Below are 26,423 nucleotides of genomic sequence, written 5' to 3' on the forward strand. Positions count from 1 at the left end.
ACCCGCCCGGGTTATGGCATCATGTAGGCATGCCGTCGTGCTTTCATTCACGGCGTTATACTCGTGGTTCGATTGGCCATAATTCGCAATGACGGCCCGCGAAAAGACCTCATTTCTGGTGACATCCATGAGCCCGATAACGTCCAAACGACTCCCAGACTCGCCGTGTTGCTGGTAAAGACGAATTGACATGATTGTAGAAATTATATAAAACGTAGTATGAAGAGACATTGGCAGGATATGGCAAATGTATACACATTTTGTCCGAGGGGTCTGAAGTGGCGCGTACCCGGAAAAACCTGAAGCTTGAACAGCGGATTGAGATCGCACGTCGGTTCCAGGACGGCGAGGCGGCAGCGGGTTTGTCGGCGGAGTTTGGTGTGTCGGTTCGGCATGTGTCGCGGCTTGCGAAAGAGGAGATCGGCGAAGGAATTGCGGTGCGCGATCCGTCCGAGATCGTGAGTTTCCGGGCGTCCCGATCCGAGCTAGAAGCCTTCGATGCGGATTGGCAGGCACGCGGTTTTGCCAACCGCAGCCAGGCTCTGAAAGCCGTGGTGCGGGCGCGTTGCGGGTTCATGGATGTGACGGCAGATCGGCTTGACCAGTTTGTAGAAACATGGCGCCAATCTCGGGATTTGACCGACAGCGGCATGGCCTTGGCCAAGGCAGTGCGGCGCGGACGCCTGGTGCTTGCCGAGGAGGATCGGACATTGGTCTCTGAGCTTGTCGAGCTGGCTCAGAAGATGACCCGAGAGCTGAGCGCGATGAAGGAATTGGCGCAGACGCAGCGCGGGGCGGGGCTGCCGGAAGTCATTGATGACGGCGAGGCTGCGAGGGCAGGGGAGGCGGTTGCTGATGAGCGTTTCGGTTCAAAATTGGATCGGGTTTCGCTGCCTCTCGGCAAGCCTCAAACGCGAACCCCGATACATGTTTTGAGCGCCAAGAACCGGAACGCTCGACATGGCTGATCCACTTGCCCTCTACACCTCTGTCATGGGCCGCCTCTGGGAGGATGAGCGCATCCGTGGCAAGGCACAGGCACGGATCGATGCACGGCTTGCGGGACGCCGGCAGGGACGAAGCTACGCGCGTGTAGGGCGGCTCTCGGTGCGCAACATCGCCAAGGCCGCCTCGGGTCAAAGCCGGGCGGCGGTGTTCAAACGGATCAGGGCAGGGGGGTGCAAGACACGCGCCTCTCTCGGTAACCAGCTTTCCTATATCAACGACAAGGCGGTCTTCACCTATTCGACGATGACCAACCCGCTGGATGAGGCGGCGGTCCTGACGGGGGATCAGAAGGATGAGATCATTGAGGCCTGGTCCGATACCTGGCGGGGCACCACCAAGCTTGGTTTCACCTCGCACATGCTTCTGTCTTTCCCGACCGATGTCAGTACCGACAAGGTTCGTGACATCTCGCTCGACTGGGCGGAGCATTTCTTCGAGAGCGGCGAATACGGCGATAACTGGGATTACGTGCTGGCAGTCCATGACGACCGGGCGCATCGGCATGCCCACATCGTTCTGAACAACCGAGGCCGCGAGCAGGGGACCTGGTTCTCTTGCTGGGCTGAGGGGGTGATGTCGCCCCAGCTCATGCGCGAGAAGCAGGCGGAGATCGCCGAGGGCTATGGCGTCATGCTCGATGCCACCACCCGGCTCGAGCGTGGCATATTCGCGAAGGCCCCCGGCATCGAAGAAATCTACCGCGCCAAGGAAGAGGCGCGTTTGCCGCGCGACATCGCGATGACACCGGAAGAATCTTCCATCGCCCAGGCCCAGGTCGTGGGTTTTGCCAAGGACTACGCCAAGCTTGCCGATTTGCTGGATCGCATGGACCAGCGCAATTTAGCCCGCGCCGTGCGGGCAATGGCCAAGGGGCTTGGCACAAACACCCCTTACGAGTTCACCGCAGGAGAGATTGACATGAAGGACATCCAGACCGTCGGGGATGCGATCGAGTATTCCGAGCGCACCATCGAGGCCCTGCGGCTCAAGGCCGAGGACCTGGATGGTGAAGCACGCGCCAGCTTTGAGATGAAATCCGCCCCGATCATCCGCGATCTTTCCCAGATGGTGCCGGACCCGGACCTGCGGGCGCGCTTCGGGCGAGACCTAGCTGAGCCTTATCCACCGGGGGCAGGGGACACTCGCCTGATCGAGACGCTGCGGTCGGGGCAGGATGAGGTGCTGGAGGATATCCTGTCGGAGGCGCGTGAGGCCGGCGTTGATGGCGACGATCTCGTTGCCCGGATCGCGGCTGGCGGCACGACCAACTATGGCCTCGCACAGAATTGGGTCGAGCGCGATATGGGAGCCGTGCTGGCCAAGGAAGGCCTCACGGTTGAGACGGCGAATGACGACCAACTCGATGCCGCGCTCGAAAAGGTTGATGGCGTGATGGACCGCCTCATGGAACGGGCGCGTGAACTGGGTGTACCGGTTGGGGCAGGGCTCAACGCTGAGGAGGGAGAGGACCTCGCGCTGATCGACGACGCGGATCCCAACCTCAGGTCAGGCCCGAACACCTATCTGCAGGATTTGGCCGACATGCTGAAAGAGGGCCGGCTCACCGAGGAACAGGAAGAGATCGTCGAGCGAACTTTGCAGGCCGAGCTCTTCAAGGAGTTGGGTGAGGAGGGTCTGGCCGAGCTGCGAAGTGGCAATTTCGAAGTGCTGGAAAAGGTGCTGCCGAGCAAGATCGACCAAATCACCGTCACGCAGGAGTTCCTAGAGATGGCGCATGAGGAAACCGGGGACCAGGTGTTCACCGACCGCGCCGCGGCCCTGCAACAGGACAAGGTGACGGAGGTGGCGCGCCAGATGGAGGTCGAGCAGCGGCAAGGCCGTGGTCTCGGGCGCGACCTCGACGACGACCTTTCCTTCTGATCGGAGCCTCAGATATGAAATCCATTCCTCTTTGGGCCGCTTTGCCCTTCGGTCTGATCTGTGGCGCGTTGCTCGGCACCATCATCGCCAGCTTCTATCTCGCGCTTGCGCTCAGAACCGGATTTACCCAGTTCGACATGTTCGCTGTCTGGCGCGCAGGCGCGGGGGTACGTCTTGCGCATCCAGAGGCGTTCAAGGTCGCCTTCGGTGCCGTCGGGTTTGGGGCGCTTGGGCTTGGTGTGCTCGCCGCCGCCTGGAGCTGGAAGCGAGAGCAGGATGATTACGGCTCGGCCCATTGGCAGACCAGGGTGGAGCTTCGCAAGAACGGGATGCTGCAGCTACCCGGCAAGGGCTTTGTCTGCGGCAAGCTCGGAAAGCCAAAACCCAAGTCCGAGTTCATATCCTCGACCGAAATCCCCCACGTGATGATGGTGGGCCCAACCCGGGCTGGTAAGGGCGTCGGCTTCGTGATCCCGAACCTTCTGTCCTTTGCGGGCTCGGTCGTGGTGCTCGACGTCAAGGGTGAGAACTTCGACAAAACCTCGCGGCTCAGGGCACTGAACGGTGACGAGGTGTTTCGCTTCAGCCCGTTCGACTGGGCTAACAGCACCCATTGCTACAACCCACTTACCCGCATCGCCAAACACTCCAGTTTCGCGCAGCAGTTCACCGAGGTCTCGATCCTAGCCGATCTCTTTCTCGACAAGGACAACAAGACCCTCGACACCTTCTCGGAGGCCGGCAAGTCGATCTTCGTTGCCGCCTGCCTGCTGGCGATCCAGCGCGGCACGCCCACGTTGGGCGAGGTGAACAAGATTGTTTCTGCTGGCGACTACAAGAACGCCCAGTACAATGCCTATGCCGAGGAGGCGAAGGAAGAGGTTGTTCGCGAGCTCTGGACCAATGCTGCCAGTGCCTCGTCGCGCCTTCTGACCTCGAACATCCAGGCCTTGATGACCGCCGGTCTCAAGCAATGGGACAATCCGGCGGTGCGCTCTGCCACGGAGGCGAGTGATTTCGACTTCGCGCAGTTCAGGCGCAAACCGCATTCGCTTTACATTGTCGTCTCCGAGGATCACATCGCGACCCTGGCCCCACTCCTCAGGCTCATGTTTGCCGATCTCATCGCCAGCCTGCGTCTGAACGAACCCGGCCCCGACGAGCCCTGGCCCGTCATGATGATGATCGATGAATTCCAGCAAATGGGCGCCATGCCTTATCTTGAACGCGCAATCCATTCACTGGCGAGCTATGGTGGGCGTGTGGCGATGATTGCCCAGTCATTGGCGGCGTTGGACCGTATATACGGGTCCGAGGGTCGCGAGAGCCTTGAGAATGGGGCGGGGCTCAAGCTCTATATCACACCGCGGGATCAACGTACCGTGCGGGAGGTCTCGGCTGCAGTCGGCAGCACGACCCGGGAGGCGGTCACGCGCATGTATGGGCGCAACAAGGGGTTCCTAGGTGCGACCTCCACCAGCGCGCGGTTGGAGGAACGGCCGCTGCTGTCGGAAACGGAGGCACGGCTGCTAGATCCAGATGAAGTCATCATTTTGGCTTCACCCCAGCACCCGATCAAGGCTCAGCGGATCAAGTATTACGATGACCCGGTATTCACGGAGATGGTCGAAAAGCAGGAAGGGAAGGACTTTCCCTATCCGCCGGGCGTGGAGGGTGTGGGACCCTGGGTTGATGGTAGCGATGAGGATGGCGAGGACGGTGAACAGGAAGCGGCCAGTACGTTGAGATCGCGGCGGCGCGAGGCACGGGCGATGAGGGGGGCTGCTGTGAAATCTGGAAGCGAGGGCGCGCGGCTGGAAGATCTGGATCGGGAGGATGGGGTTCCGCCGGAATGGGAGCAAATGCTGGATCGGCAGGAGAGCTTCATTGAGGATCTGTTGGGCGAATAACGGCCCATTGCTGCCGTTCACTCCACCGTCCCGATGCTGCGGTTGCAGCCCGCATAGCCGCCGTTCGCCGCATCGCCGAAAACAGATGAAGGTCAAACTTACATATCGCGGGACAAAGTGACCGTTGGGTGCCGTGGTTTGAATGGCTGCTCAAGACTTTGGACGTGGGCTGTGCGACTGCTTTTTATTCAGCTATTATGCCTCCAGAAGAAATTTGATGCGAAGCAAGATATGATCGAATACCAAGGCTGGGCCACGATCCGTGAGGCGTTCTGCGAAGAGAAAGAGGACGAAGCGGCGCTAGCTATGATAGCCTCGAAGCTGGAGACGCTGGTTGGGGAGCTAGCGAAGCGAGCCTTATGCGAGGCTACCTTTCGAAATATCAATGGCGCCCTGAGACTGTCTGTTATGGGCTTTCGCAACCATGCCAGTGGGGATTGGCCTGATGTGATGGCACTGTTTGAATGGATCGCTGCGAACGCGCCGGGTTCTTACGGGACTCTTTCGTGCCATGACGACGAAGATGCCGAGGGTCGCGAAAATGAATTCCAGTTGTTTGTTCTGCGTCGGGGGACACTGACGCGCAGCCACGATCCGCACCTGTCGCCCTATTTCCCGAAGGTGGAGGATCCACCGCAGGATTCACCCTTCTTCAGAGAAACACTCGATGAAACGCTGATCCGAGAGGTCATTCGGCCAATGGGACTGCGCGATCTTGGGAAAGGGCGCTATACGCTCGACATGTTCCGAGACTACAGGTTCGAGATCGAAGTGGGTGAGGCTACTGATTTTGAAGGCGATGAGCCGGAGGTCGCGGTCTTTCTGACGCTCCATTGTCCACGTTACGGGCAAGTGATGGACCGCCTGCTGGCGCGGCGCCCGGAGATGTTCAAGAATAAGAGCGGCAAGCGGAGCAAGGAGGGTCGGGGCGACGTGCTACGGCTGGGCCTAGTGACTTTCTACCGGCATGATGGGCGATTCCAAGTTTCAAGTTTCAAGGATCACTTGGGAAATCTTCGCGAGAAACGGTTTGATGTGCGAGCGCATCTTGAACAACTCGCTGCCATATCTAAACCCGCAGAATTCCTCAACGAATACACGTTAGGGTTAAGCAATCAAGTCCTCACCACTCTGTCCCGATTCTGGGCCTATATGTTCCTGTGTCTTGAGTGCGAAATGTCCCCTGCTGCGGTGATGGACCTGTTCGACAGCCCCGATTTCGCGCAGACGAAAAAATCTTGGCGGCTGAAGGAGCCACTCGACACGGCGCATGTAAAGGAAATGATGGATGTGTTCGTACCTTGGGATTCAGTGGACTCCGATGAATGAAAGTGATCCGGGTTAACTCATGAAAAATCATAGATCGAAATCGTAGCGCAGATCACCGAAGCCGACATTGGAGCAAGGCGCAGCATCAGTCAAATTGGGCTCTTTGCAGTCATTGGAGGCAGCGCAGCATCCCGTGATGTCGAGCGCGATCCCATAGACACGCACGGCCCAGACTTGCCGTTCACATAATCGACGAGCGCTGCAACGCAGCTTCTCCAAACCAGCCGTTCGTGAACTGCGCAGAATTTTCAACAGGGCAATGACCAGGTCAGCGGACATAGCACCAGTTCACTCCCTCGCAAGAAATGAGCGTTTACGATCCTAAGCGGACATGGTCTTATCGAGCGCTGCACGAAAATTCTGAAGTCTTGCGACTGCAAGGAGGTCAGCAAAACTTCAAGAAAGCTGAATCTAGGTTCAAGCGTCTTGGCAGTGACCCAACAACGCGGAAATCGCCATATATAAACCTAACCAATACCACCATCACCCAAAAAAGCTGTGACGTAAGTTACTGGTGACTGGAGAGACGTTCGCGATCATCTGGACCCATTAACTTCTCTGGAACTTGTGTGGTCGAGGCGGTCAACATTTCGACCGCCTCGGTTTTACTAATCTGCGCCGTGCGCGAAATCTTTCGCTGTCAGAATGCGCTTCTGCAGGACCGCAATAAGCACAACAAGGCCAAGGCCAAAGGCGTCCGTCAGCCAGCCACCTGCGATCATTGACAAACCCGCTGCCAGAAGGGCAACCCGAACGACAGCACCTGCGTGTCCGATGAACCACCCCTGAACGGCACAGGAGAGAAGATAGACGCCTACAATCGCAGTGATAGCGATGTGGCCGATCTCGAACCAAGTGCCTTCAAGCAGCATCGCAGGGGAGTAGAAGAACATATAAGGGACCACAAAGGCCGCTAAGCCGATCTTGAAACTCTCGACGCTGGTTTTTACCGGGTCGGACCCTGCCAACGCAGATCCGGCGTAAGCCGCCAGGGCGACAGGCGGGGTGATCGCCGACATCACAGCGAAGTAGAAAATGAACAGGTGAGCAATCAACGGCTCTACGCCAAGATTGACGACGCCCGGTGCGATGACACTTGCTGCGACAGCATAAGCTGCGGTTGTGGGCATTCCCATCCCTAGCACGATGGAAACGACCATGGCGAAGAACAGCGCCAAGATCTGGCTCTGGTCCGCAAGCGCCAGCAGAACTGTCGAGAAGCGGGAGCCAATACCAGTCAGGGCGATGACACCCACGATGATGCCCGCGGTCGCGCAGACCGCCACCAGTTGCAGAACCATGCGCGCGCCATTGTCGAGCGCGTTAAACAACTGCTTCGGCCCCATCCGGTGCGGCGTGAGCCAGGAAACCACGGCGGCCGTAATCATCGCCAGGGTTCCGCAACGGATCACCGAGTATCCAGCGAAGAGGGCATATATCAGCACGATGATGGGGGTCAGAAGATAGATCTGGCGGATCAACGCGCCAAGCTTGGGCAGTTGATCGCGCGGGAGACCTTTGAGGTTCGCTTTCTGGGCCGCCAGATCGATCATGAAGTAAACGGAGATGAAATAAAGCGCCGCCGGAATGATCGCGGCAGAGACGATTTCCATGTAGGGAATGCCGGTGATTTCGGCCATGATGAAGGCACCTGCGCCCATTATCGGGGGCATGATCTGCCCACCAGTCGATGCTGCGGCTTCGACCGATGCGGCGGTCTGCGGCTTGTAGCCCACCTTTTTCATCATCGGGATCGTCAGCGATCCGGTGGCCACCACGTTGCCGGCCGAAGTGCCGTTGATCATGCCCATGAGGCCTGAAGCGAAGATCGCCACCTTTGCCGGGCCACCGCGCTTGTGACCGGCAGCGGCAAAGGCGAGGTTGACGAAGTATTCGCCGACCCGCGTGGTTTGCAGGAAGGCGGCGAAGATCACGAAGAGGATGATGTAGGTCGACGAAATCGCGATGGGTGCGCCAAGGATGCCGTTGTCGGTGAAGATGTAGGAGAAGAAGCGCTTAGCGTCATATCCGCGGTGTTCGAAGATTCCCGGCAGCCACGGGCCGAGGAAGGAATAGGCAACAAAGATCGACGCGATGATCACCAGCGCCATACCTGCAAGGCGGCGGGTCAGTTCGATGATAAGGATCACGCCGGTGATCGCCGCCCACATATCTCCGGGCAGCGCCATGGGCATGCCAGCGCGCAGCTGCAACTGGCGCGCGAAAAAGATCAGGTAGGCGGTCGCGACCAGCGCGGCGACGGCTAGCAGGATGTCTCCGGCGGAAAATGCGTGACGGTCCCGTTGCGGGAAAAGCCAGCCATGCAGGATGGCCAGCGCCGAACCCGCGGCCAGCGGAATTCCGAAGGTGGACATGGCCCAGGCAGGGGGCAGCGCCACGCCCATGAGAGTGCCATTGATCCAGATCGCGGCAACAGCGACAAGCGCATAGCCAATTCCCGCAGCGGCAAATCCCAGCAGAGCCAGCGATGCCGGGTTGCGGTTTTCGTCCCGGGTGTTTTCGGACAACGCGCTTGCGCCGAACAGCAGAAAGCCGAGAAAGAGCCCCCCGCCGACATGGCTCAGGCGGTAGGCCCAGGTCTCGAGCGGATAGACGTTCATGACCATGAGATGAAAGACAGAGTAGGCGACGCACATGGCGGCAACCACCAGGTTACGCGTGCCGGTGAATTCCCGCTGGTTACCGGCAAGCGGATCTTCATCGACGCTTGCCTTTGCGGTTTCCTGTTCGATCAGCGAAAGATCCGGATCCGCGCTGGACGGGCCTTCTTGGTGTTGAGCATTGGACATGATGTGCCATCCGGGAAATGGGATTGAAAAGGGACACGGGCAGGAGCGTACTCGACCGCCCGTGTCATGCAAACGCGAGGACGTTTACTTGAGGTCCGCCGGGATCGCGTAGCCGTTCTCTTCGAACCAGCGCACGGCACCGGGGTGGAACGGAATGACGGCATTCTTCAGAACGTTTTCCGCCAGCGTTTCCTTGGCGGCGGCGTGGTTCTGAACCATGCGGTCGTGGTTTTCCATCGCAATCGCGGTGATCTCGTAGGCCAGGCTTTCCGGCATGTCCTGATGCGCGATGGCAAAGTTCCAGAGCGACACCGTGCGCAGGTCCTCGGGTTGATCTTCGTAGGTGTTGGCCGGGATCGTGAAATCCTGCATCGCCGGCGCCAGTTCCTTGATCGTCGCCAACGTCTCGTCGCCCATCGACAGGAAGCGGACGTCGTTTTCCACGGCGAGTTGCGCATAGGCACCCGTGGGCAGACCTGCGGCATAGACAAAGGCGTCGATCAGCCCATCCTTGAGCTGGCCTGCGGTGTCCGATCCACCAGCGTTGGAGATATTGGCGGTGTCGTCGGTGGCGTTGAAATAGCGCGTCCAGTAGGTCGCCGAGGTGCCGCCCGCCGGGCCGACCCCGATCCGTTTGCCAACGAGGTCCTGGAAGTTCTGGATGTCAGAACTGGCCAGCACCGCGGCCTGAAGCGGCGTCTGATACATTGGGAACAGGGCGCGCACATTATCGTGCGGGACACCGGGCATCAGCGGGCTTTCGCCGCGGCGCGCTTCGTCTGCCGGGCCCAGGGTGACAAAGCCAAGCTGATGCTCGCCTGTTTCCACCAGCGTCACGTTCTGAACCGGACCACCGGTAATTTCGACGCCCGCGTTCAGGCCCAGAACTTCACTAAGCATGGCGCCAAAGCCGCTGCCATAGGTGAAATAAGTGCCGCCCTGGCTGCCGGTGCCGATGGTGATGCTGTTCGGCCAGCCGTCGCGATCCTGTGCGGCGACGGGCATCGCGATCGTGGCGCACAGCGCCGCGACTGCGGAAATGGTCTTGAATTTCATGGAACTTCCTCCTCCGATGCGCCCCGTATTTTGGGGGCAGCAACAATAAACAGATCATGCGGGGATGGACGGCCTTGGGCTATGCGCCAAATTTTATATTCAATTATGAAATAATCAGGCCGTAGCTTCCAACTCCGGCAGATGGCTTTCAAGCACGGCCAGAAATGCGTCGCGTGCCGGATCTCTTGTGCCGCGCGTCCATGCCGCCGCGAGGATCAGTTTTGACCGCGTCGTGCCATCCGGAATGGTCAGGGGAACGAAAGTCACGCCCGGAACCTGAAGCCGCGACGTCCAGCGCGGGACGATGGCGAGGCCTGTTCCCGCCGCAACGAGGTTGACGATGGTTTGCTTTTCTTCGGCCACCTGGGCAATGCGCGCGGTCAGTCCGACATCGACAAAGAGCTTGATTGTCAGATCGTGCGAATGTGGACGGGACCGGCGATCCGGCACGATCAGAGGTTCGTCTGCCAGATCAGAGATCGCAATACTGCTTTGATCAGCCAACCGATGGTTCTCTGGCAAGGCGACTACGGCGGTTTCGAAAAACAGCGCCCGGAAGTTGAGCCGTTGATCGCGCACATCCGGAGGTCGACAGAAAGCGATATCGAGCGAGCCGCTCAGCAGTTTCGGCAAGAGGTGGATGGTCTTCTGTTCGAAGAGCTGGATTTCGAGATCAGGTTGCTCCTCACGCACCAGCTTCAAGAGTTGCGGGATCAATCCTGCGGCCGCGCTATCGATGGCGCCAACTTTCAGGACCGGCGTCTCTGACTTGCGCACGTTGCGCACCTTTTCTTCAAATTGCTCAGCCTGCGCGACCAGAGCGCGAGCCTCTTCGAGAATGCTGGTGCCCGCTTCGGTAAGGGATACGCTGCGCGTGGTCCGGAGGAACAGTCGCGTTTCAAGCTTGTCCTCAAGTAAGCGAATTTGCCGTCCCAGAGAGGCAGGCAACATATCGAGCGATTGCGCGGCCCGCCCGAAATGCAGGGTTTCCGCGACCGCAAGGAAGCATCTGATCTGGTCGGTATCCAATCTCGCGGTTCCAATAGCCACTATTTCACATCTGTATATAATCTTACGCAGATTGAGGGCGGCAAGTCCAGAGCTGTAGCGTCATGTCAAGTGTCGGACTGACGTCACACAGGAGGAGATAAGATGACGATCCAGCAAACAGCCCCTGCAAATGGCGCATCAGTGCAGTCGCAGGAACTCAACGAACGGACCCAGGAAATGAAAACCTACAAGATCGCCTCCATTCCCGCCGATGGTATCGGCCCCGAAGTCATCGCCGCCGGGCACCAGGCGCTGGAAGCGTTGGCACGCCGTGACGGCGGTTTTGCGTTCGATGTTACCGAGTTCGATTGGAGTTCAGAGCGCTACAAGAAGACCGGGGCATTGATGCCAGAGGACGGCACCGAACAGCTGAAAAATTTCGACGCAATCTTTTTCGGTGCGGTTGGCGCGCCGGACGTGCCCGATCACGTGACGCTCTGGGGTCTGCGCCTGCCGATCTGCCAGGGCTTTGACCAATACGCCAACGTGCGCCCAACTAAGATCCTGCCGGGAATCTCCTCGCCGCTGGCCGGTGTTGGCCCGGGCGATCTTGACTGGGTGATCGTGCGCGAAAACTCAGAAGGCGAATATTCCGGCGTAGGCGGTCGCGCCCATCGGGGAATGCCGGAGGAAGTGGCGACTGAAGTGTCGATCTTCACCCGCGTCGGCGTAGAGCGGATCATGCGCTATGCCTTCAAACTGGCACAGTCGCGCTCTCGCAAATTCCTGACTGTCGTGACCAAGTCGAACGCACAGCGCCACGGCATGGTGATGTGGGACGAAATTGCGCTGGAAGTATCCAAGGATTTCCCGGATGTGACTTGGGACAAAATGCTGGTCGACGCCATGACCGTTCGCATGGTTAAGAACCCGAAATCGCTCGACACGATTGTGGCCACCAACCTGCACGCAGATATTCTGTCTGATCTTGCCGGCGCGTTGGCGGGGTCTCTCGGCGTTGCGCCCACCGGCAACATTGACCCCGAGCGCCGCTATCCGTCAATGTTCGAACCAATCCACGGTTCGGCCTTCGACATAACCGGCAAGGGGATCGCCAATCCAGTTGCCACCTTCTGGACCGCAAGCCAGATGCTGGAGCATCTGGGCGAGACCGCTGCGGCGGAACGTCTGATGCGCGCCGTGGAAAAGGTGTGCGCCGAAGGCATCATGACCCCGGATGTGGGCGGCACAGCGACCACTCAGGACGTCACTGATGCGGTCTGCGACGCGATCCGCGGCGAGAATATCTGAGGACAGCCAAATGACCGAGGACGATGTAAAGGCGCTGCTGCGCCGCATGATGACGGCTGCCATCGCGGCAGCTGACCCGGCGACGGTTCTGGCACGGCACCTGCCTGAAAAGCCCACGAGTCGCTGCATCGTCATCGGCGCGGGCAAGTCTGCCGCGGCTATGGCGCGTGCCCTGGAGAAGGCCTGGCCCGATGTCGAGCTTTCGGGCGTCGTCGTAACCCGCTTTGGCCACGCGGTCCCCACCGATCGCATTTCGGTGCGAGAAGCCTCCCATCCCGTACCCGATGCGGCAGGCTTGGAAGCGGCACGCGACATTCTTCAAACGGCAAAAGCCGCCAGAAAGGGCGATCTCGTGATTGCGCTAATCTCGGGCGGCGGATCGGCGCTGATGCCTATGCCGACACCGCCGCTGACCTTGGAAGAGAAGATCACGGTCAACAAGCTGCTGCTGAAATCCGGCCTGACCATCGACGATATGAACCGCGTTCGGCGCAGGCTGTCGAAGATCAAGGGTGGCGGGTTGGCTCAGGCCGCAAGTCCAGCGAGATTGGTGACTCTTGCGATCTCCGATGTCCCTGGCGACGATCCTGCGGCTGTTGCGTCTGGACCGACTGTGCCTGACCCCACTTCGGGCGACGACCTCTCGCAGCTGGTCGACCGGCTTGGCCCGGACCTGCCGTTGACTGCGCGTGAAATCCTTTTAGCTAAAGCCGAGAAAACCACTGATTTCGAGGTCGATTTCAGGATGATCGCGACACCGCAGATGTCGCTGGAGGCCGCAGCGACGGTGGCGCGAGAGGCTGGAGTGACGCCGGTTCTGCTGGGGGACGCCTTGGAAGGCGAGGCGCGCGAGTTGGGCATTGCCATGGCGGGCATCGCGAAATCTGTTGCCCGTCACGCTGCGCCAGCGCGTGCCCCGGTGGCCTTGCTGTCAGGGGGTGAGACAACCGTGTCCATTGGCGATACTTCCTCGGGGCGCGGCGGACGGAACACCGAGTTCCTGCTGAGCCTCGCGATTGCCCTGAACGGCCATCCCGGCATTCACGCCCTGGCGGTGGACACCGACGGAATCGACGGCACCGAAGATGCCGCTGGTGCTGTGATCGGCCCAGACTTTCTGGAGCGCGCGCAAACAAAAGGCCTGGATGGCACTGTCAATCTGAGGAACCACGACAGCTATTCGCTGTTCGAGGCCACTGGTGACCTGATTCGCACCGGGCCGACCCTAACCAATGTGAATGATTTCCGCGCCGTCGTGGTGCTTTGACGCCTGCTCAGGCCTAACCGAAGGACATCCCATGATCCGCGAAAGACGCGCCAAGATCGTTGCAACTGTTGGGCCAGCCAGCGCCTCGCCGTTCATGTTGCGCAGCCTGTTCAACAAGGGGGTTGATACCTTCCGGCTGAATTTCAGCCATGGCGAACATGACATTCATGCGACCACCATCGCAGCAATCCGGGCTTTGGAAAGCGAGGTCGGCGTGCCGATTGGGATCCTTCAGGATTTGCAGGGACCGAAGATCAGACTTGGGCGAATTGCCGGTGGCGCTCGTATTCTCGACCGACATGAGAAGGTATGCTTTCTACCGGTTGAAACGGCCAAAGACGATACATGTCTGCCTTTGCCTCACCGTGAGATATTCGCGGCTATTGAGCTGGGCCATCGGGTGTTCATCGACGATGGGCGCGTGCGACTTAGAATTACCGACAAGCAGGCGGGCAAACTTGAGGCCGAAGTCATCGAAGGCGGCAAGGTCAGCGACCGCAAAGGGGTCAACCTGCCCGACTGCGTGCTCGACTTGCCGGTGCTAACCGAAAAGGACCGAGCAGATCTTGAGTTCGGCCTTGCCCACGGCGTCGACTGGGTGGCGCTGTCTTTCGTGCAGAAATCCTCCGATCTCGATGAAATCGCCCGGATCATCGACGGCCGGGCTGGTCTGATCTCGAAGATCGAGAAGCCATCCGCGCTCGACGGCATCGACGCGATCATCAACCGGTCCGATGCCATCATGATTGCCCGTGGCGACCTCGGCGTGGAAATCCCGCCCGAAGACGTGCCCGCGCGGCAAAAGGAAATCATCGCGCTGTGCCGCCGCGCCTGCCGCCCGGTGATCGTGGCCACGCAAATGCTGGAATCCATGACAGCCTCCCCCGCGCCCACCCGCGCCGAAGCGTCAGACGTCGCCACCGCAATCTATGATGGTGCCGATGCCGTGATGTTGTCGGCGGAGAGCGCGACCGGAGCCTATCCGTCTGAGGCCGTCGAGGTGATGGACCGGATTATCCGATCAACCGAAAGTCATGCGTTTTACACCAAGGCGATGACAGCTTCGCGCGAGCCATCACAGACGGATGCCGATGCCATTGCCGATACTGGTGCAACGCTCGCATGCGCACTGCACGCAAAGTGCATCATGGCCTATTCCATGTCAGGGTTGACAGGCCTGCGCATTGCGGCACGACGTCCAAAACTGCCTTTGATCGTGATGACTCGCGACCAATCCGTATCGCGCCGAATGGCTTTGGTCTGGGGCGCCCGCTCGGTTCTGGAGGCGACAGCGGAGGACTATGACAGCATGGTCGAAACAGCCAGGTCGGAATGCCAGCGCCTTCTGGCACCGAATGTCGGGGACAAGATGGTGGTCTTGTCAGGTGTCCCTTTCGGGCAAGTGGGAAGCACCAACAACATCCGTGTCGCGACCTTCCGCTGATCAAAATGAACAAGGCTGAAACACCATGAGCTCCATCATCGACATCCACGCACGCGAAATCCTTGACAGCCGGGGGAACCCTACTGTCGAAGTCGATGTCACCCTCGACGACGGCACGCTTGGCCGTGCTGCCGTGCCATCGGGGGCCTCCACCGGCTTGCACGAAGCGGTTGAGCGCCGCGATTGTGATATGGCGCGCTACATGGGCAAGGGAGTTCTAGAGGCAGTGGCGGCGGTCAACACAGAGATCGCCGAGACCATCGTCGGCTTTGACGCTACCGAACAGGTGGCCATTGACATGGCCATGTGCGAACTCGACGGCACCGAAAACAAAGGTCGCCTTGGCGCAAACGCCATACTCGGAGTGTCGCTGGCCGTTGCCAAAGCAGCGGCCAAGTCCACCGGTCAACCGCTCTTTCGCTATGTCGGCGGAACTTCGGCACGCGTCTTGCCTGTGCCCATGATGAACATCATCAATGGGGGAGAGCATGCCGACAATCCGATCGACATCCAGGAATTCATGATTGTGCCGGTTGCGGCGGCGAACATACGCGAAGCCGTGCGCATGGGCTCGGAAGTGTTCCACACGCTGAAAAAAGAGCTTTCGATGGCCGGCATGTCGACCGGCCTCGGCGACGAAGGCGGCTTCGCTCCAGAGATCGGCTCGACCCGCGATGCGCTGGACTTTATCCTCAAATCGATTGAGAATGCAGGCTACAAGCCTGGCGAGGACTTCTACCTGGCCATGGATTGTGCTGCGACTGAGTACTACCGCGACGACAAATACAACATGAATGGCGAAGGCTTGTTGCTGACATCCGAGGAGAATGTCGACTACCTCGCGCGGCTCTGCGACGACTATCCTATCGTCTCGATCGAGGATGGCTGCTCGGAAGATGATTGGGACGGCTGGAAGTTGTTGACCGACCGGCTGGGTGACAAGATTCAGCTCGTAGGGGATGACCTGTTTGTGACCAACCCGGCGCGTCTTGCGATGGGCATCGAGCGGGGATGCGCAAACTCGATGCTGGTCAAGGTGAATCAGATCGGCACTCTGACCGAGACGCTCGAGGCCGTCGGTATGGCGCACCGCGCCCGCATGACCAATGTCATGTCGCATCGGTCGGGTGAGACCGAAGACTCTATCATAGCTGATCTCGCTGTTGCGACCAACTGTGGTCAGATCAAGACCGGCTCTCTTGCACGCTCGGACCGGTTGGCGAAGTACAACCAGTTGATCCGTATCGAAGAGATGCTGGGCGCGGTGGCCGAGTACGGAGGTAAGAGCATCCTGGTGAGCTAAGGCCAACTTAAGGCAATTGTATATTTGACAAACCTGTGTCGTGAGTGTCCGTCGTCGGGGTAAACTGACTCAAAGGACGTACAGGCTCCAAATAGAAAGCCAAGGTTGTCGATGCTTGTCCCGGTGTTTGGGACGAACTCTTCATATCTCAAATAGGTACTTCTCAAAATTCGATAGCAGCGAAAGTCTGCTTCCCGCCCTTGCCGGAGGGAAAATTCACTCCATGACCAGCAACTCAGCAATGCCTCGTAGGCCATCTGACCGCCCTAATTGCACGATCACATCAATCGACTTACTGATGTAAGTCTGTACCTCGGCGAAGGTCAGCGGTGTCCCGGCCTGCAGGACCATGATCGCCAGCCGATCAATGGCCAGCTCTGCGGTTTCTGCGTGGATTGTCGAAACCGACCCGCCATGCCCTGTGTTGATCGCCTCAAGATAAGTAAGCGCCTCCGGCCCTCTCAACTCGCCCACCACGATCCGATCCGGTCGCATCCTCAATGAGGCTTGCAGCAACGCGCCAGCCGAGCGGGGGCTGTCCTTTACCCGATCCGCAAGCAGGCAAACAGTATTCGGCTGATGCGGGAACAACTCGAAAGCATCTTCAATGGTAATGAGCCGCTCGGCATCCGGAACATGAGTCAGAAGGTGGCGCGCAAATGTGGTTTTGCCTGTCGATGTCCCACCGCTCACGAGGATGTTGAGGCGGTTTTCAACCAGTTGCCCAAGTGCGCCAGGAAGATCGGTTTCGGCTTGCTTCGCGATCGCCTTCAGTTTCTCGGCACGGATATCGGACAGGGAGACCGCTTTGCCCTGCAAGTAGGCAGGCTCATAGGCTCGAATGTCAGTCTCTCCAAAGAGCCGGACAGTGATCGCCGCGCCTTGCTCCACAGCAGGAGATACCACGACCTGCACCCGCAATGGACGTCCGCGGAATTCCACTTTGCCGGACACAAGCGGGTTCTTTTCCGAGACCTTGGCCTTGGCGTCACCGACGATGGTTGTGCCGAGATTGATTGCATCAGTTGGATCAACGACTTGATCGGCAAGTTCCATGGCGACGGACGCACGGCGTTCGATCCACAACCGGCCATCGGGATTTATGGCCAGTTCAATGACGTCGTCATCGGTCAGCCAGCGCTTGAAAGGCGCGAGGTAGCGTTCAAGGTAGGAAGTGGGTAGGGGCGTCTCATTCAATAAACTACGACGTCCCTGTCCACGAGAACGGTCACGCTGGCGCCCTGGTCAACATAGATCGTCGGCGCCAAGGAGACTTGATCCGCGATGACCGAACTGGTGGCATCCGACAGGTCGGAACCGATATTCGCGAGCACATCTGCGGCAGTCTCATCCTGAACCCGTTCTGCGGCCACAGACGGTGCGGCACCGATGATCGAGATCAGGGCGGCCCCGCCAAAGCGTTCAAGGAACTTGGTGTCGACCAGTCCGGTCAAACCGGATCGACCAAGCTGATCCCCACCGACCGCCGAGATATCGATTGAGGTTCCATCGGGTGTGAGGATGCGGGTCCAGAGGATCAGGATGCGTTTCTGGTTCACCTCGATGCCGGAGCGATATTGGCCGAAGAGGCGTGATCCACGCGGGATTAGAATCCGATCTCCGGAAAACGCTGGCACGGGTTCGGAGACCACCGCGACGACATTGCCCGGCAAGTCGCTGTTGATCGCTGTCTGCAGCGCGGCCTGGATCACTGATCCTTGCGCGAGGGTGCGGTCCGGGAATTCCATACGGGAGGCTTCCTCAACCTCAAGCGGCCGGGCGGCGGTTTGCAGATAGGCTTCGTTTTCGGAGAGCGGGGTGCCTTGTCCGGCTGGTGTTGCCCCCGGCGTTCCCGGTGAAGCAGCTGTAGCGCCGTGACCATCGGCATAGACAATAGCGGGTGACCTGATTTGCGCGGTGAGGAGTTCCGCCGCCGCGCGCTTGGCTTCCCGTTGTCGCTGTTCTTCTTCCTGCCGACGACGTTCCTCGAGAAGACGCTGATCGGCAATGAGGGCACCCTGATGCAACTCGGCCTCGAGCGCTTCCCGCTGCGCGCGTTCCGCATCGAGCAGGCTTTGCAGACTGCTCATGCGGGATGCGTTTTCCCGCTCCAAGGCTGTCAGCTCACGCTCCCTTTCTGCGATCTGCTCTTCGAGCGCTTTGGTTTGGGCATCAAACGCATCGCGCAGATCACCAACGGCGGCTTGGATTTCCGCATTGCGCTCGGATTGGCTGGCGGCGAGGGCCTCGCGCAGTCGGGCCAGTTCGTCGAGCACTTCGCGGCTCGGTTCCGGGGCAGGGGTGGCCGGCACGTCCAGCGCCTCTTCAACCGCGATCAGCGCGTCATTGACCCGCCGATCGGTTTCATCTGGGGGGAATTCCAGACGTCCGCCGCCGGGCCGTCCATCCTGGAATGGCGTGACTTCGGATGTCTCGAGCGGTGTGGTGCCGACTTGGGCGCTGGTAGCGAGCCAGTAGGCCACACCAGCGCCGCCGAGCCCTATTGCTATCGCGAAGGCACCCACACCAATGCCGCCCGCGCGGGGCTTTGTCTTGCCGTCCTTGAACGTGTCGAGGCGTTCCTGCAGATCGGGATCATCAGCCATGGTTAGTTGCTCACATAGATGGCGGTGCGATCCCGCGCGACGCAGAGCGCCTCGTCATCGATCCGCAGAGTCCAATAGTCATTCACACCGAGCACGCGGACTGTGTTGCCATCCTGGGTCCAGTTGACAGTGCGTTCACGACCCGCGTCGTCAGCCTTGAATATCGCGGGCTGGCGACCGTTTTCGGGGAAGGTGAAATAGGTGTAGCGCCCATCGTCATAGACCGTTGCCGGGCGGAAATCGCTTTCGCCGGAGACGAGATAAGAGTAGTTGCGCGGCGCCTCAAAGCCCTTGGGTGTGTTTGTCCGTGCCCGGCGCGCATCCTCCGGATAGCGAAACCGTACCTCGAAGAACATGCCCGTCCGGTTCGGGATCGAGCCTTCGCGCAGATGGAAAGAATAGCTCCGCCGATTGGTGATCACCGTCATGTTGGTGGAGGCCCCTTCAACATGGGGCTTGATGGTGAGCACGTTGCCAAGTTCAGGGATTGGATCAACCTGGAAGCTTTCCGTGTCACCGACGATCACAGCTTCGAACCGCTCGCCACGCCCGAAATGGATCGTGGTCGAATGGCGCAAATCGGTCTCGATGCGGAACACCTGGTTTTCGTTGTAGACGGCGTAGCGGATGCGAACATCAAGCGGACCGCCTGTGGGCGTGGCCTCGGCGAGGGCGGTGGCTGGCAAGGCAAGTGCCAGCAAGAGAAGGGGCAGCAGATTCATGATCAGTTCTCGAGAGTTTCGGCATCGACGCGGTAGGAGGTGACGACAAAGCCAAGGGGGTTGGCCCAGACATCCTGCAGGCGCTGGCGGGTTTCCGGGCGGAATTCATAGGCGAGGGTGGCGACATAGGGCCGGGTCACGGTGCGCGTGTCGCGCTCACGTCGGAGCGTTCGGGTGAAGCGGACCTGGGCGACGCCCGGTTCGATCTGGTTCACCGAGCGGATGACCACGTCGATCTTGGCCTCGCGGCCATAGACGGTGATCGGGTAATCCTCGTTGGTCGAGGACCAGAGATCGCGCAGGGTGCGGGCGGCATCGCCTTCGGAACGGTCAAGCACCGAGTTGATGCGTTGCTCACCATCGGTGAGATCATAGGTCTCACGGTCATCAACATAGGCGACAAGATTGGCCTGGATGATGGCGTCGCTTTCATCGAGGGTGAGGGCGGCGACTTGCGATACGCGATCCATCTCGCCGGTTTCCTTGTCGACGACGACGACAAAGGTCTCGACGGATTTGAGCGGGAAGAGTGAGACAGCGCCGAGAAACCCGGCCAGCCCGACGACCACGCCTGCCGCTGCCACGAAATACGCAAATCGCTCACGCCGCCTTGGCCCATAGATGAAATCCGCCTCGAAGGCGTCACGTGCTTTGCTCATGGATCAGGTGGCCTCGTTGGAACTGCGAAGGGATTTGGCGCGGGCAAGAACGGCGCCTGGGGTTTGGCGAATGACCTGGCCGGCCTTAACCACGCCATCGCTGGTGGCGCGTTGAAGTTCATGGGGTGTCTTGCCGGTGGCCATACGGGCGGCCCCACCGGTGCCGTATTCGCCCGCGTTCACGACGCCCTGCCGCGCGAGGCCCGTGAGACCGATGGCATTGGATGCGATGCCGACGACGCCGGTGAGATTCGAGGCGATGTAGGGCACCGAGGCCATGATGCCAGCACTCAGGATAAGGATGACGAGGAAGGGCAGGATCAGGCTGACCGTGGCCACGTTGTCGGGATCGGCGGAGGACGCCCCTACGCTCTCGGCGATGGCGACGATGATGCCGGCGGCACCGGCTGCGGCCACTGGCATCAGGGCGTAGCCAATGGTGGCGCGCGACCAGGCCTCAAAGAGCGATTGGGTGGGTTTGAACAGTGAGGCCAGTATCATGAAGGGCGCGATGACAATCATCAGGGTGAAGACGATCTTGGCGAAGGCGATGATCCCGGCGGTGACAGCAGCAAAGATGGCTGACAGAACAAAGAAGATCGCACCCAGGACCGCGCCGAAGACCCAGCCCGCATTATCCCCGATCGCATCGCCATAGGCGGTGATGCGATTGACCATGGAATCGAGGCTTTCATAGACGCCGGCTTCGTCGCCGGATGCCGTGAGAGATAGGATGCGGGCCCCGATGGCGTCTGGAACGTCCGTTGCGATCCCGTAGATGATGGAGAAATTGTCCCAACTCTGGGCGAATAGGCCGACCAGGGCTACTTTGATCCCAAAGGCAAACGCGCTTCCGAAATTCATGGGTCGTAACTGCATCACGACATTGACGCCGAGTAGTATCAGCAAGACGCCTGAACCGATGGAAATCACGTCGCCGATTTGGCCTGCGGCCTGGACAAACCCAGCTTCCGCGACGGAGTCGATGGCGTCATCCACCTCGCTGAGTATGTCGCGAATGATCCCCATTACTCTGAGCAGACCTCTTGGAGCTCGGCTTCCAGAGCGCCGGCTTCTCCTCGCAGAGCGATAACATCGAAGGGGAGTTTTGGGTTGTCAGACGTCTGGAACCGTTCATGCGCAACGATGGCGTCATCCCATGACACCGCATCGAACTGGCAGCCACAGTTGCGCGCCTCAATGGCCCTTTCCGCCGCGATGATACGGAGGATTTCTCGGTAGCCATTGCGGACAAGGGCGAAGGAATGCAGTTCGCGCGGCGGTCGCGGTGCCACACAGGGCAAGGCGGGTTCTTCAGGCTGAGCCATGGTTTCAAAGCTGCCGGAAGTCTGGGCGAAACCCGGGCCTGCGAAGGCCAGCAAAAGCCCAAGCGCGATATCGATACGTCGGATCATTCCGGAACCTCCATGGAGCGGAAGCGCCGTTCGGCGGCGAGAGTGGCGGCATCGACAACGCCGAGTTGGCCCGCGCTTACGCCCTGGGCCGCTTCGAGCCGCCAGATCTGGGTCATGATGATCCCAAGCTCGGCGGTGACACGGGTGTTGAGATCGACCGCCGCCTTCAGCCCGTCCTGATCATCAATGAGGCCCACCATGGTTTCCAACCGCTCAAGGCTGGCCCCGGCCTCCCCGTGGGATTCTTGCGCTGCCACCGAGAGCATGGCGCTGGCACCTGCCGAGGTGGCGAGGCGGTTGTCGGCGGGTTCCGTGGAGGAGGATAGGTCAGACAAGTGTGTTGATGTGAGACCTGTTCCGGTGAGTGCGGTCTCGACCTGGCCCGACAAGTCCGATCCGGAGATAAACCCGGAGGTAAAATCCCCGTTCGCCAGTGCCTGCAAGGTTTCGAGGGGTCCGACCATGGCGCCGCGCAACTCTTCGAACTCTTCGATCGTGGCGAAGAGATCACCAAGCCCGTTGCCGTTGATAAGAGAGCGCAATTGGGCCTCAAGGTTTTCGAGCTGCATGAGTTGGGTTTCCAACTCACGCCGGAGCGTGGTCAACTGCTCGTGCTGGATGCCGAGATCCTCAGCCATGTGTTCGAGTTGCAATAGAAGCTGACGAAGGGCCTGGCCATCGAAGGTCGGCACGCCCTGGGAAAGGGCAGGGGATGTGCAAAGGGCAAGCGCGGTGACTGCGCTAAGTAGAACGCGTTTCATTCGGAAACCTCCATGGCCATGAACTCCCTCTCTTCAATACGATTCACGACCAGATGCTGGGCATGGGCTGCCTCGCGCATCTGGTTTGCCGCCATCAGTCGCACACGGAGAGAGAGAATGCGGGCGATCTCGGCCCGCGCGTAGGTGTTGAGTTCGATCGCGGCCTTCACGTTCGGCTGTTCATCGATTTGCCGGATGATCGCCGCGAGACGGTTGACCACCTGCTCGGTCGTGGCATGGGCATCGGCAGCGTAGTAGAGGCTTGCATCCGAGATGTTCGAATACTCCGCCAGCGCCATATCGGCAGGTGTCAACGTGCCGAGCGCGTCCGCGCCGCCAACCACGGCCAAGTACTCGTTGTAGAAACGCGAGATATTGCGCACGTAGCCCTGGGTTTCCGGGAAGGGCGGGACACCACCATATTGCTGCACACGACCGGGCCCGGCGTTATAGGCGGCCAATGCGTGCGGGATGTTCCCGAAACTGTTCAATTGTGTGGTGATGTAGCGCGCGCCGCCGCGCAGATTGTCCATCACGTCATAGCGGTCGACGCCCATATCAGAGGCGGTGCCGGGCATGAGTTGGGTGAGACCGTAGGCGCCGACGGGGCTTTGCGCGGTGACGCTGAACCGACTTTCCTGTTTGATCAGGGCTTGGAACAGGCAACGCCATTGGGTTGGGGAAAGACCGGCCCGCGCCACGCCGGGCGATCCGGCATATTCCGCGGCGACCTGCACGATCATCATCTCGATGGTCTCGCGGCCCTCCCCAAAGAGGCGGCTGTCCATCGGATGATTAGAGGTAGACGGATAGATCGCCGAGGCCGGAAAACTGGCATTGCCCTCAAGGGACTGGATGTTGAACCCCTGTCCGGTGATTGCATTAGTGATCTCTTCCAGCACGCGCAGCTGTTCGGCCTGGATCTCGGCCAGTTGTTCTTCGGTAGAAAGAACCTCGCGTTGTGTTGCCGCATCCTCGCCCAACTGACCAAGCATTGCGACCAGCTGCCCTAGCCCGGAATTGTCCTGGACCGGTACGCCTTGCGCGAGCGCGACAAAAGGCAGGCAGACAGGCAGACAGAATGTGGCTGCAGATATGAGGAGGGCGGTACGCATCAGCCGCCCAGCACCGGCTCGAATGCGCAATCACTATCGATGTCGGGGGATTTCGTGGAAAACGACAGGTGTGGGGTCGCGTTGCGAGACACCACCGGTTCGCCGTTCTTGCCAAAGCAGGGCGAGGTTTGCTCGGTGTAACGTTCACAAGCTGCAACGCCGAGAAGGGTGATCATTAACAAGGTCACTCGCATGGTTTTCTCCAGAATTCAGGGTTGCTGCGCCAATCGGCGCCGACCTGCGCCTCTCCGGTCCGACCACCCCCAAGGATTGGGAGCAGGTCCCCAAGGGCGGACAGATCGGCATCGACAAAGAGGCTGTCACCGGCGGAGCGGACCAGAGCGATGCGCTGACCGGCCGTTGGTTGGGTGAGCAGGGCGGCCTCCTTTTCCGAGACGCGCAGGAAGTCGTAATCGGTGGGCGTGGCGCGATCGTTGGGGAAAAGGATCTGGGTCGGGACGGTTTCAACGATGGTTTTGCCGACCCGCGCATCGCGCAATTGGCTTGGATATTGCGTCATCATCACCACGACGCAGTTCATCTTGCGCAGCGTCACCAGCCAGTTTTCCAGTCGTGCGCCAAAGTAGGGATCATCGAGAAGCTTCCAGGCTTCATCGAGTACGATGATCGTGGGACGGCGATCCTCGACCACGCGTTCGATCTGACGAAAGATGTATGAAAGCACCGCCATGCGCTCTGTCGACATGTCGAGGATCTCGGTCATGTCAAACCCGACGATGTCACTGTCGAGCGCCAGGGTGGGGCCGGAGGGATTGGCGGCGAAGACCCAGCCATAACGTCCACCCGGCACCCATTCGCCGACGCGGGATTGCAACTCGCCGCCATCGTCGAGTGCGCGGAACAGGGTCTCGAAACTCTCGAAGGATTGCAGCGAAGCCCCGGCTTTCGCGTTCTGGCGCACCGCGCTTTGGATATGGCGGGACTGTTCGCCCGAGAGGGTGCCGTGGGTGGAAAGAAGCGTGCCCAGCCAGTCCGACAACCAGGCACGACCGCGTTCATCGGTTTCCGTGGCCAACGGGTTGAGCCCTGTGGGCACACCGGCCCGCACCTCGTGATACTTGCCGCCCAAGGCGCGCACGGCCATCTCGAGGCCGCGGTCCTTGTCGAAGAAGAACAGCCGCGTGCCGACGCGTTGCGACTGCGCCGCGAGAAAGGCCGTCGTCAGCGTCTTGCCGGTGCCGGTGCGGCCCAGCACCAGCGTATGGCCGACAGTGGGTTCTTTGACCGCGTCACCCGCCTCGTGGAAATTGAACCTATAACCGGAGGTGCCAACGCTTGGCAGCACGGTGATCGGCTCGCCCCAGGGACTGTCCTTGCCACCGCGTCCTTCGACCGATCCATGCAGCGCCGCGAAATCCGCGAAATTGATCGAGGAGATCGGCGTGCGTCGTGCCCGGTAGCCGAAGTTGCCTGGATGTTGTGCAAAATAGGTGGCTTTCAGTGCCATGTTCTCGCGCACGATCACCGCCATGATCTCCTGGCCCGCGCGCTTGATCTGTGCCGCGGCGCGTTCGAGCATGTCGCGGCTTTCTGCGTAGACTGCGATGGAGAGGTGATGATTGCCAAAGGCGATGCGGCCCGCTTCCTGATCATCTGCGGCAATGGCGAGTTGGTCGCGCAGTGACACGGCAGCATCGTCAGAGGCGTGCATCTGACGGATGATCCGCTGGATGCGCTCGGCCATGATATTGGTCGGGATCGGGGTGAAAGAATTGGTCAGCACCACGTCAAGCGGCAGGTCGAGCCCGTCGAGCAGCGTGACATCCGTGAGGGCCGGGTAGGATTTGATACTGAAGAGCGCCCCGTATCGGGTCGCACCGGTGGTGGCGCACTCAACCCGGACCGTGTCGCCTTCGAAAGTTGCACGGACATCGCCCAACTGATGAGACAAGGGCAGGGCGCTTTGGCCAAAGGCGACCGGGGCAAACGATCCGGAGTTCAGCGTGTTCAGAAACCCAAGCCATTCACCACCCGCCCTGGTCAGGCGCATTGGCTTGGCATTGGCAAGCGCAACCTCGAAGAACCCTACGACTTCGTTCAACTCCTGCATCCGAGCCGCGCGATCCTTGACCCAGCCTTTACGGGCAAGGCCACGCAAGAGCGGCAGCCGAGAGGTCAGTTCAGGACGGCGCAGGATGGTGAGGTAAAGCTGTGTCTTCTTTGGTTGCAGGTCTGTTACGTGGCGCTGCCAACGCCGATCAATCTCAGCGGCAAAGCTGTCACCTTCAATGGGATGCAGCGAAAGATCCTGCGGCACCGAGATCCGATGCACATAAAAGCCAAAGAGATCGCCGGTCTGGGCGACGATGGCCGCAACGGCCCGGCGCAAGGCGTCGAGTTCGACGTCCGGCGTGGTCATCGGGTTGAGACCGTCAAGGCGAAGGGTGGCCATCAAGTCACCCTCACGCAGGATCATCACGTCTTCAGAGACCCGCGCAAAATACGGCAGGTGCTCTGCGAGAAAGCTTTCCCTCGCGAAGGTGCTCCCGTCCGCCGCCATGAGGGCGGGGGAGGTGGGTTTTGAGCCATCAAGCGCCAAAGCTATCGCCCCCATGCAAGGTACGGTTCTTCGTGCTTCGAACCGAGCCATAGGAAACCCGCAACACTTCGAAGAAATGCGGCTCCTTGTCGGCCACGAACCAGAGCACTGGGTAGGCGATGAGTCCAATCAGGAAGAACACCAGCGACTTGGTCCAGATGAAGGGCAGAACGACCCCCATGGCCAGCACGACGAGGTAGCCGACAGGGAGGCCGAGATATTTCGGCGGGCGTGCAAGGCCCAGAAAGAGGGGGGAACGTTCCGACATCGCTCTGG

23 protein-coding genes are annotated in these 26,423 nt (G+C 59.9%); 8 read left to right on the forward strand and 15 right to left on the reverse strand.

What is annotated here, in order from left to right; genetic code table 11:
• Positions 1-278 precede the first annotated feature (278 nt).
• The 4 genes from MN188_RS16515 to MN188_RS16530 all read left to right on the forward strand — a co-directional run bounded on the left by MN188_RS16515 (position 279) and on the right by MN188_RS16530 (position 6,128).
• Positions 279-968 (forward strand): hypothetical protein, encoded by a 690-nt coding sequence (locus tag MN188_RS16515; protein WP_242110396.1) that lies wholly within the window; start codon positions 279-281, stop codon positions 966-968.
• Entirely contained in the window at positions 961-2,889 is a 1,929-nt protein-coding gene (locus MN188_RS16520; RefSeq protein ID WP_242110398.1) for a relaxase/mobilization nuclease domain-containing protein, read from the forward strand. The genes MN188_RS16515 and MN188_RS16520 overlap by 8 nt, the downstream gene beginning before the upstream one ends.
• 14 nt (positions 2,890-2,903) lie before the next feature.
• The gene (locus MN188_RS16525; RefSeq protein ID WP_242110399.1) at positions 2,904-4,799 is read left to right on the forward strand and encodes a type IV secretory system conjugative DNA transfer family protein; all 1,896 of its coding nucleotides are present in this window, start codon (positions 2,904-2,906) and stop codon (positions 4,797-4,799) included.
• A gap of 171 nt (positions 4,800-4,970) precedes the next feature.
• A complete protein-coding gene (locus MN188_RS16530; protein ID WP_242110400.1) occupies positions 4,971-6,128 on the forward strand; it encodes an Imm7 family immunity protein in 1,158 nt (385 codons plus the stop codon).
• A 27-nt stretch (positions 6,129-6,155) separates the two neighbouring features.
• Here MN188_RS16530 and MN188_RS16535 read toward each other — a convergent pair whose 3' ends face one another.
• From MN188_RS16535 to MN188_RS16550, 4 genes are all read right to left on the reverse strand, one after another.
• Positions 6,156-6,407, reverse strand: a complete 252-nt coding sequence (locus MN188_RS16535) for a hypothetical protein (protein WP_242110401.1) — start codon at positions 6,405-6,407, stop codon at positions 6,156-6,158.
• A 329-nt stretch (positions 6,408-6,736) separates the two neighbouring features.
• Positions 6,737-8,938 (reverse strand): TRAP transporter permease, encoded by a 2,202-nt coding sequence (locus tag MN188_RS16540; RefSeq protein ID WP_242110402.1) that lies wholly within the window; start codon positions 8,936-8,938, stop codon positions 6,737-6,739.
• A gap of 84 nt (positions 8,939-9,022) precedes the next feature.
• Entirely contained in the window at positions 9,023-9,994 is a 972-nt protein-coding gene (locus tag MN188_RS16545) for a TAXI family TRAP transporter solute-binding subunit (RefSeq protein WP_242110403.1), read from the reverse strand.
• A gap of 114 nt (positions 9,995-10,108) precedes the next feature.
• The gene (locus MN188_RS16550; protein WP_242110404.1) at positions 10,109-11,023 is read right to left on the reverse strand and encodes a LysR family transcriptional regulator; all 915 of its coding nucleotides are present in this window, start codon (positions 11,021-11,023) and stop codon (positions 10,109-10,111) included.
• Between the two features lie 198 nt (positions 11,024-11,221).
• On the opposite strand from MN188_RS16550, the gene MN188_RS16555 reads away from it, so the two are divergent.
• Genes MN188_RS16555 through eno form a run of 4 tightly spaced genes read left to right on the forward strand, consistent with a single transcriptional unit; the run spans position 11,222 to position 16,309 of the window.
• Positions 11,222-12,295, forward strand: coding sequence for a tartrate dehydrogenase (locus MN188_RS16555; protein WP_242110469.1), 1,074 nt, complete (start codon positions 11,222-11,224; stop codon positions 12,293-12,295).
• A gap of 10 nt (positions 12,296-12,305) precedes the next feature.
• The gene (locus MN188_RS16560) at positions 12,306-13,562 is read left to right on the forward strand and encodes a glycerate kinase type-2 family protein (RefSeq protein WP_242110405.1); all 1,257 of its coding nucleotides are present in this window, start codon (positions 12,306-12,308) and stop codon (positions 13,560-13,562) included.
• Between the two features lie 31 nt (positions 13,563-13,593).
• The gene (pyk, locus tag MN188_RS16565; RefSeq protein ID WP_242110406.1) at positions 13,594-15,006 is read left to right on the forward strand and encodes a pyruvate kinase; all 1,413 of its coding nucleotides are present in this window, start codon (positions 13,594-13,596) and stop codon (positions 15,004-15,006) included.
• A 25-nt stretch (positions 15,007-15,031) separates the two neighbouring features.
• A complete protein-coding gene (eno, locus tag MN188_RS16570) occupies positions 15,032-16,309 on the forward strand; it encodes a phosphopyruvate hydratase (protein ID WP_242110408.1) in 1,278 nt (425 codons plus the stop codon).
• Positions 16,310-16,525: 216 nt separating this feature from the next.
• Here the strand turns inward: eno and MN188_RS16575 are convergent, their stop codons facing one another.
• From MN188_RS16575 to MN188_RS16625, 11 genes are read right to left on the reverse strand one after another with little or no spacing between them, the layout of a single operon-like run.
• Positions 16,526-17,506: an ATPase, T2SS/T4P/T4SS family gene (locus tag MN188_RS16575; protein ID WP_242110410.1), complete on the reverse strand. Its 981-nt coding sequence runs from the start codon at positions 17,504-17,506 to the stop codon at positions 16,526-16,528.
• Positions 17,503-18,915, reverse strand: a complete 1,413-nt coding sequence (locus MN188_RS16580) for a TraB/TrbI/VirB10 family type IV secretion system protein (RefSeq protein ID WP_242110412.1) — start codon at positions 18,913-18,915, stop codon at positions 17,503-17,505. Before MN188_RS16580 ends, MN188_RS16575 begins: the two co-directional genes overlap by 4 nt.
• A 2-nt stretch (positions 18,916-18,917) precedes the next feature.
• Entirely contained in the window at positions 18,918-19,637 is a 720-nt protein-coding gene (locus MN188_RS16585; RefSeq protein WP_242110413.1) for a TrbG/VirB9 family P-type conjugative transfer protein, read from the reverse strand.
• Positions 19,638-19,639: 2 nt separating this feature from the next.
• Positions 19,640-20,296 carry a VirB8 family type IV secretion system protein gene (locus tag MN188_RS16590; protein ID WP_242110414.1) on the reverse strand — a complete coding sequence of 219 codons (657 nt, stop codon included), beginning with the start codon at positions 20,294-20,296 and terminating at the stop codon, positions 19,640-19,642.
• 3 nt (positions 20,297-20,299) lie between these two features.
• The gene (locus MN188_RS16595) at positions 20,300-21,325 is read right to left on the reverse strand and encodes a TrbL/VirB6 family protein (protein WP_242110415.1); all 1,026 of its coding nucleotides are present in this window, start codon (positions 21,323-21,325) and stop codon (positions 20,300-20,302) included.
• Complete coding sequence (locus MN188_RS16600; protein ID WP_242110416.1) at positions 21,325-21,711, reverse strand: hypothetical protein; 387 nt, start codon at positions 21,709-21,711, stop codon at positions 21,325-21,327. Before MN188_RS16600 ends, MN188_RS16595 begins: the two co-directional genes overlap by 1 nt.
• Positions 21,708-22,472 carry a type IV secretion system protein gene (locus MN188_RS16605; protein ID WP_242110417.1) on the reverse strand — a complete coding sequence of 255 codons (765 nt, stop codon included), beginning with the start codon at positions 22,470-22,472 and terminating at the stop codon, positions 21,708-21,710. Before MN188_RS16605 ends, MN188_RS16600 begins: the two co-directional genes overlap by 4 nt.
• Positions 22,469-23,587, reverse strand: coding sequence for a lytic transglycosylase domain-containing protein (locus tag MN188_RS16610; RefSeq protein ID WP_420839010.1), 1,119 nt, complete (start codon positions 23,585-23,587; stop codon positions 22,469-22,471). The genes MN188_RS16605 and MN188_RS16610 overlap by 4 nt, the downstream gene beginning before the upstream one ends.
• Positions 23,587-23,763, reverse strand: a complete 177-nt coding sequence (locus tag MN188_RS16615) for a hypothetical protein (protein ID WP_242110418.1) — start codon at positions 23,761-23,763, stop codon at positions 23,587-23,589. Before MN188_RS16615 ends, MN188_RS16610 begins: the two co-directional genes overlap by 1 nt.
• Before the next feature lie 8 nt (positions 23,764-23,771).
• Positions 23,772-26,162 carry a VirB4 family type IV secretion/conjugal transfer ATPase gene (locus MN188_RS16620; protein WP_242110419.1) on the reverse strand — a complete coding sequence of 797 codons (2,391 nt, stop codon included), beginning with the start codon at positions 26,160-26,162 and terminating at the stop codon, positions 23,772-23,774.
• Complete coding sequence (locus MN188_RS16625) at positions 26,137-26,415, reverse strand: VirB3 family type IV secretion system protein (protein ID WP_242110420.1); 279 nt, start codon at positions 26,413-26,415, stop codon at positions 26,137-26,139. The genes MN188_RS16620 and MN188_RS16625 overlap by 26 nt, the downstream gene beginning before the upstream one ends.
• Positions 26,416-26,423: the final 8 nt, after the last annotated feature.

The sequence above is a fragment of the Aliiroseovarius subalbicans genome (assembly GCF_022678625.1).
In the GTDB taxonomy this organism is placed as follows: domain Bacteria; phylum Pseudomonadota; class Alphaproteobacteria; order Rhodobacterales; family Rhodobacteraceae; genus Aliiroseovarius_A; species Aliiroseovarius_A subalbicans.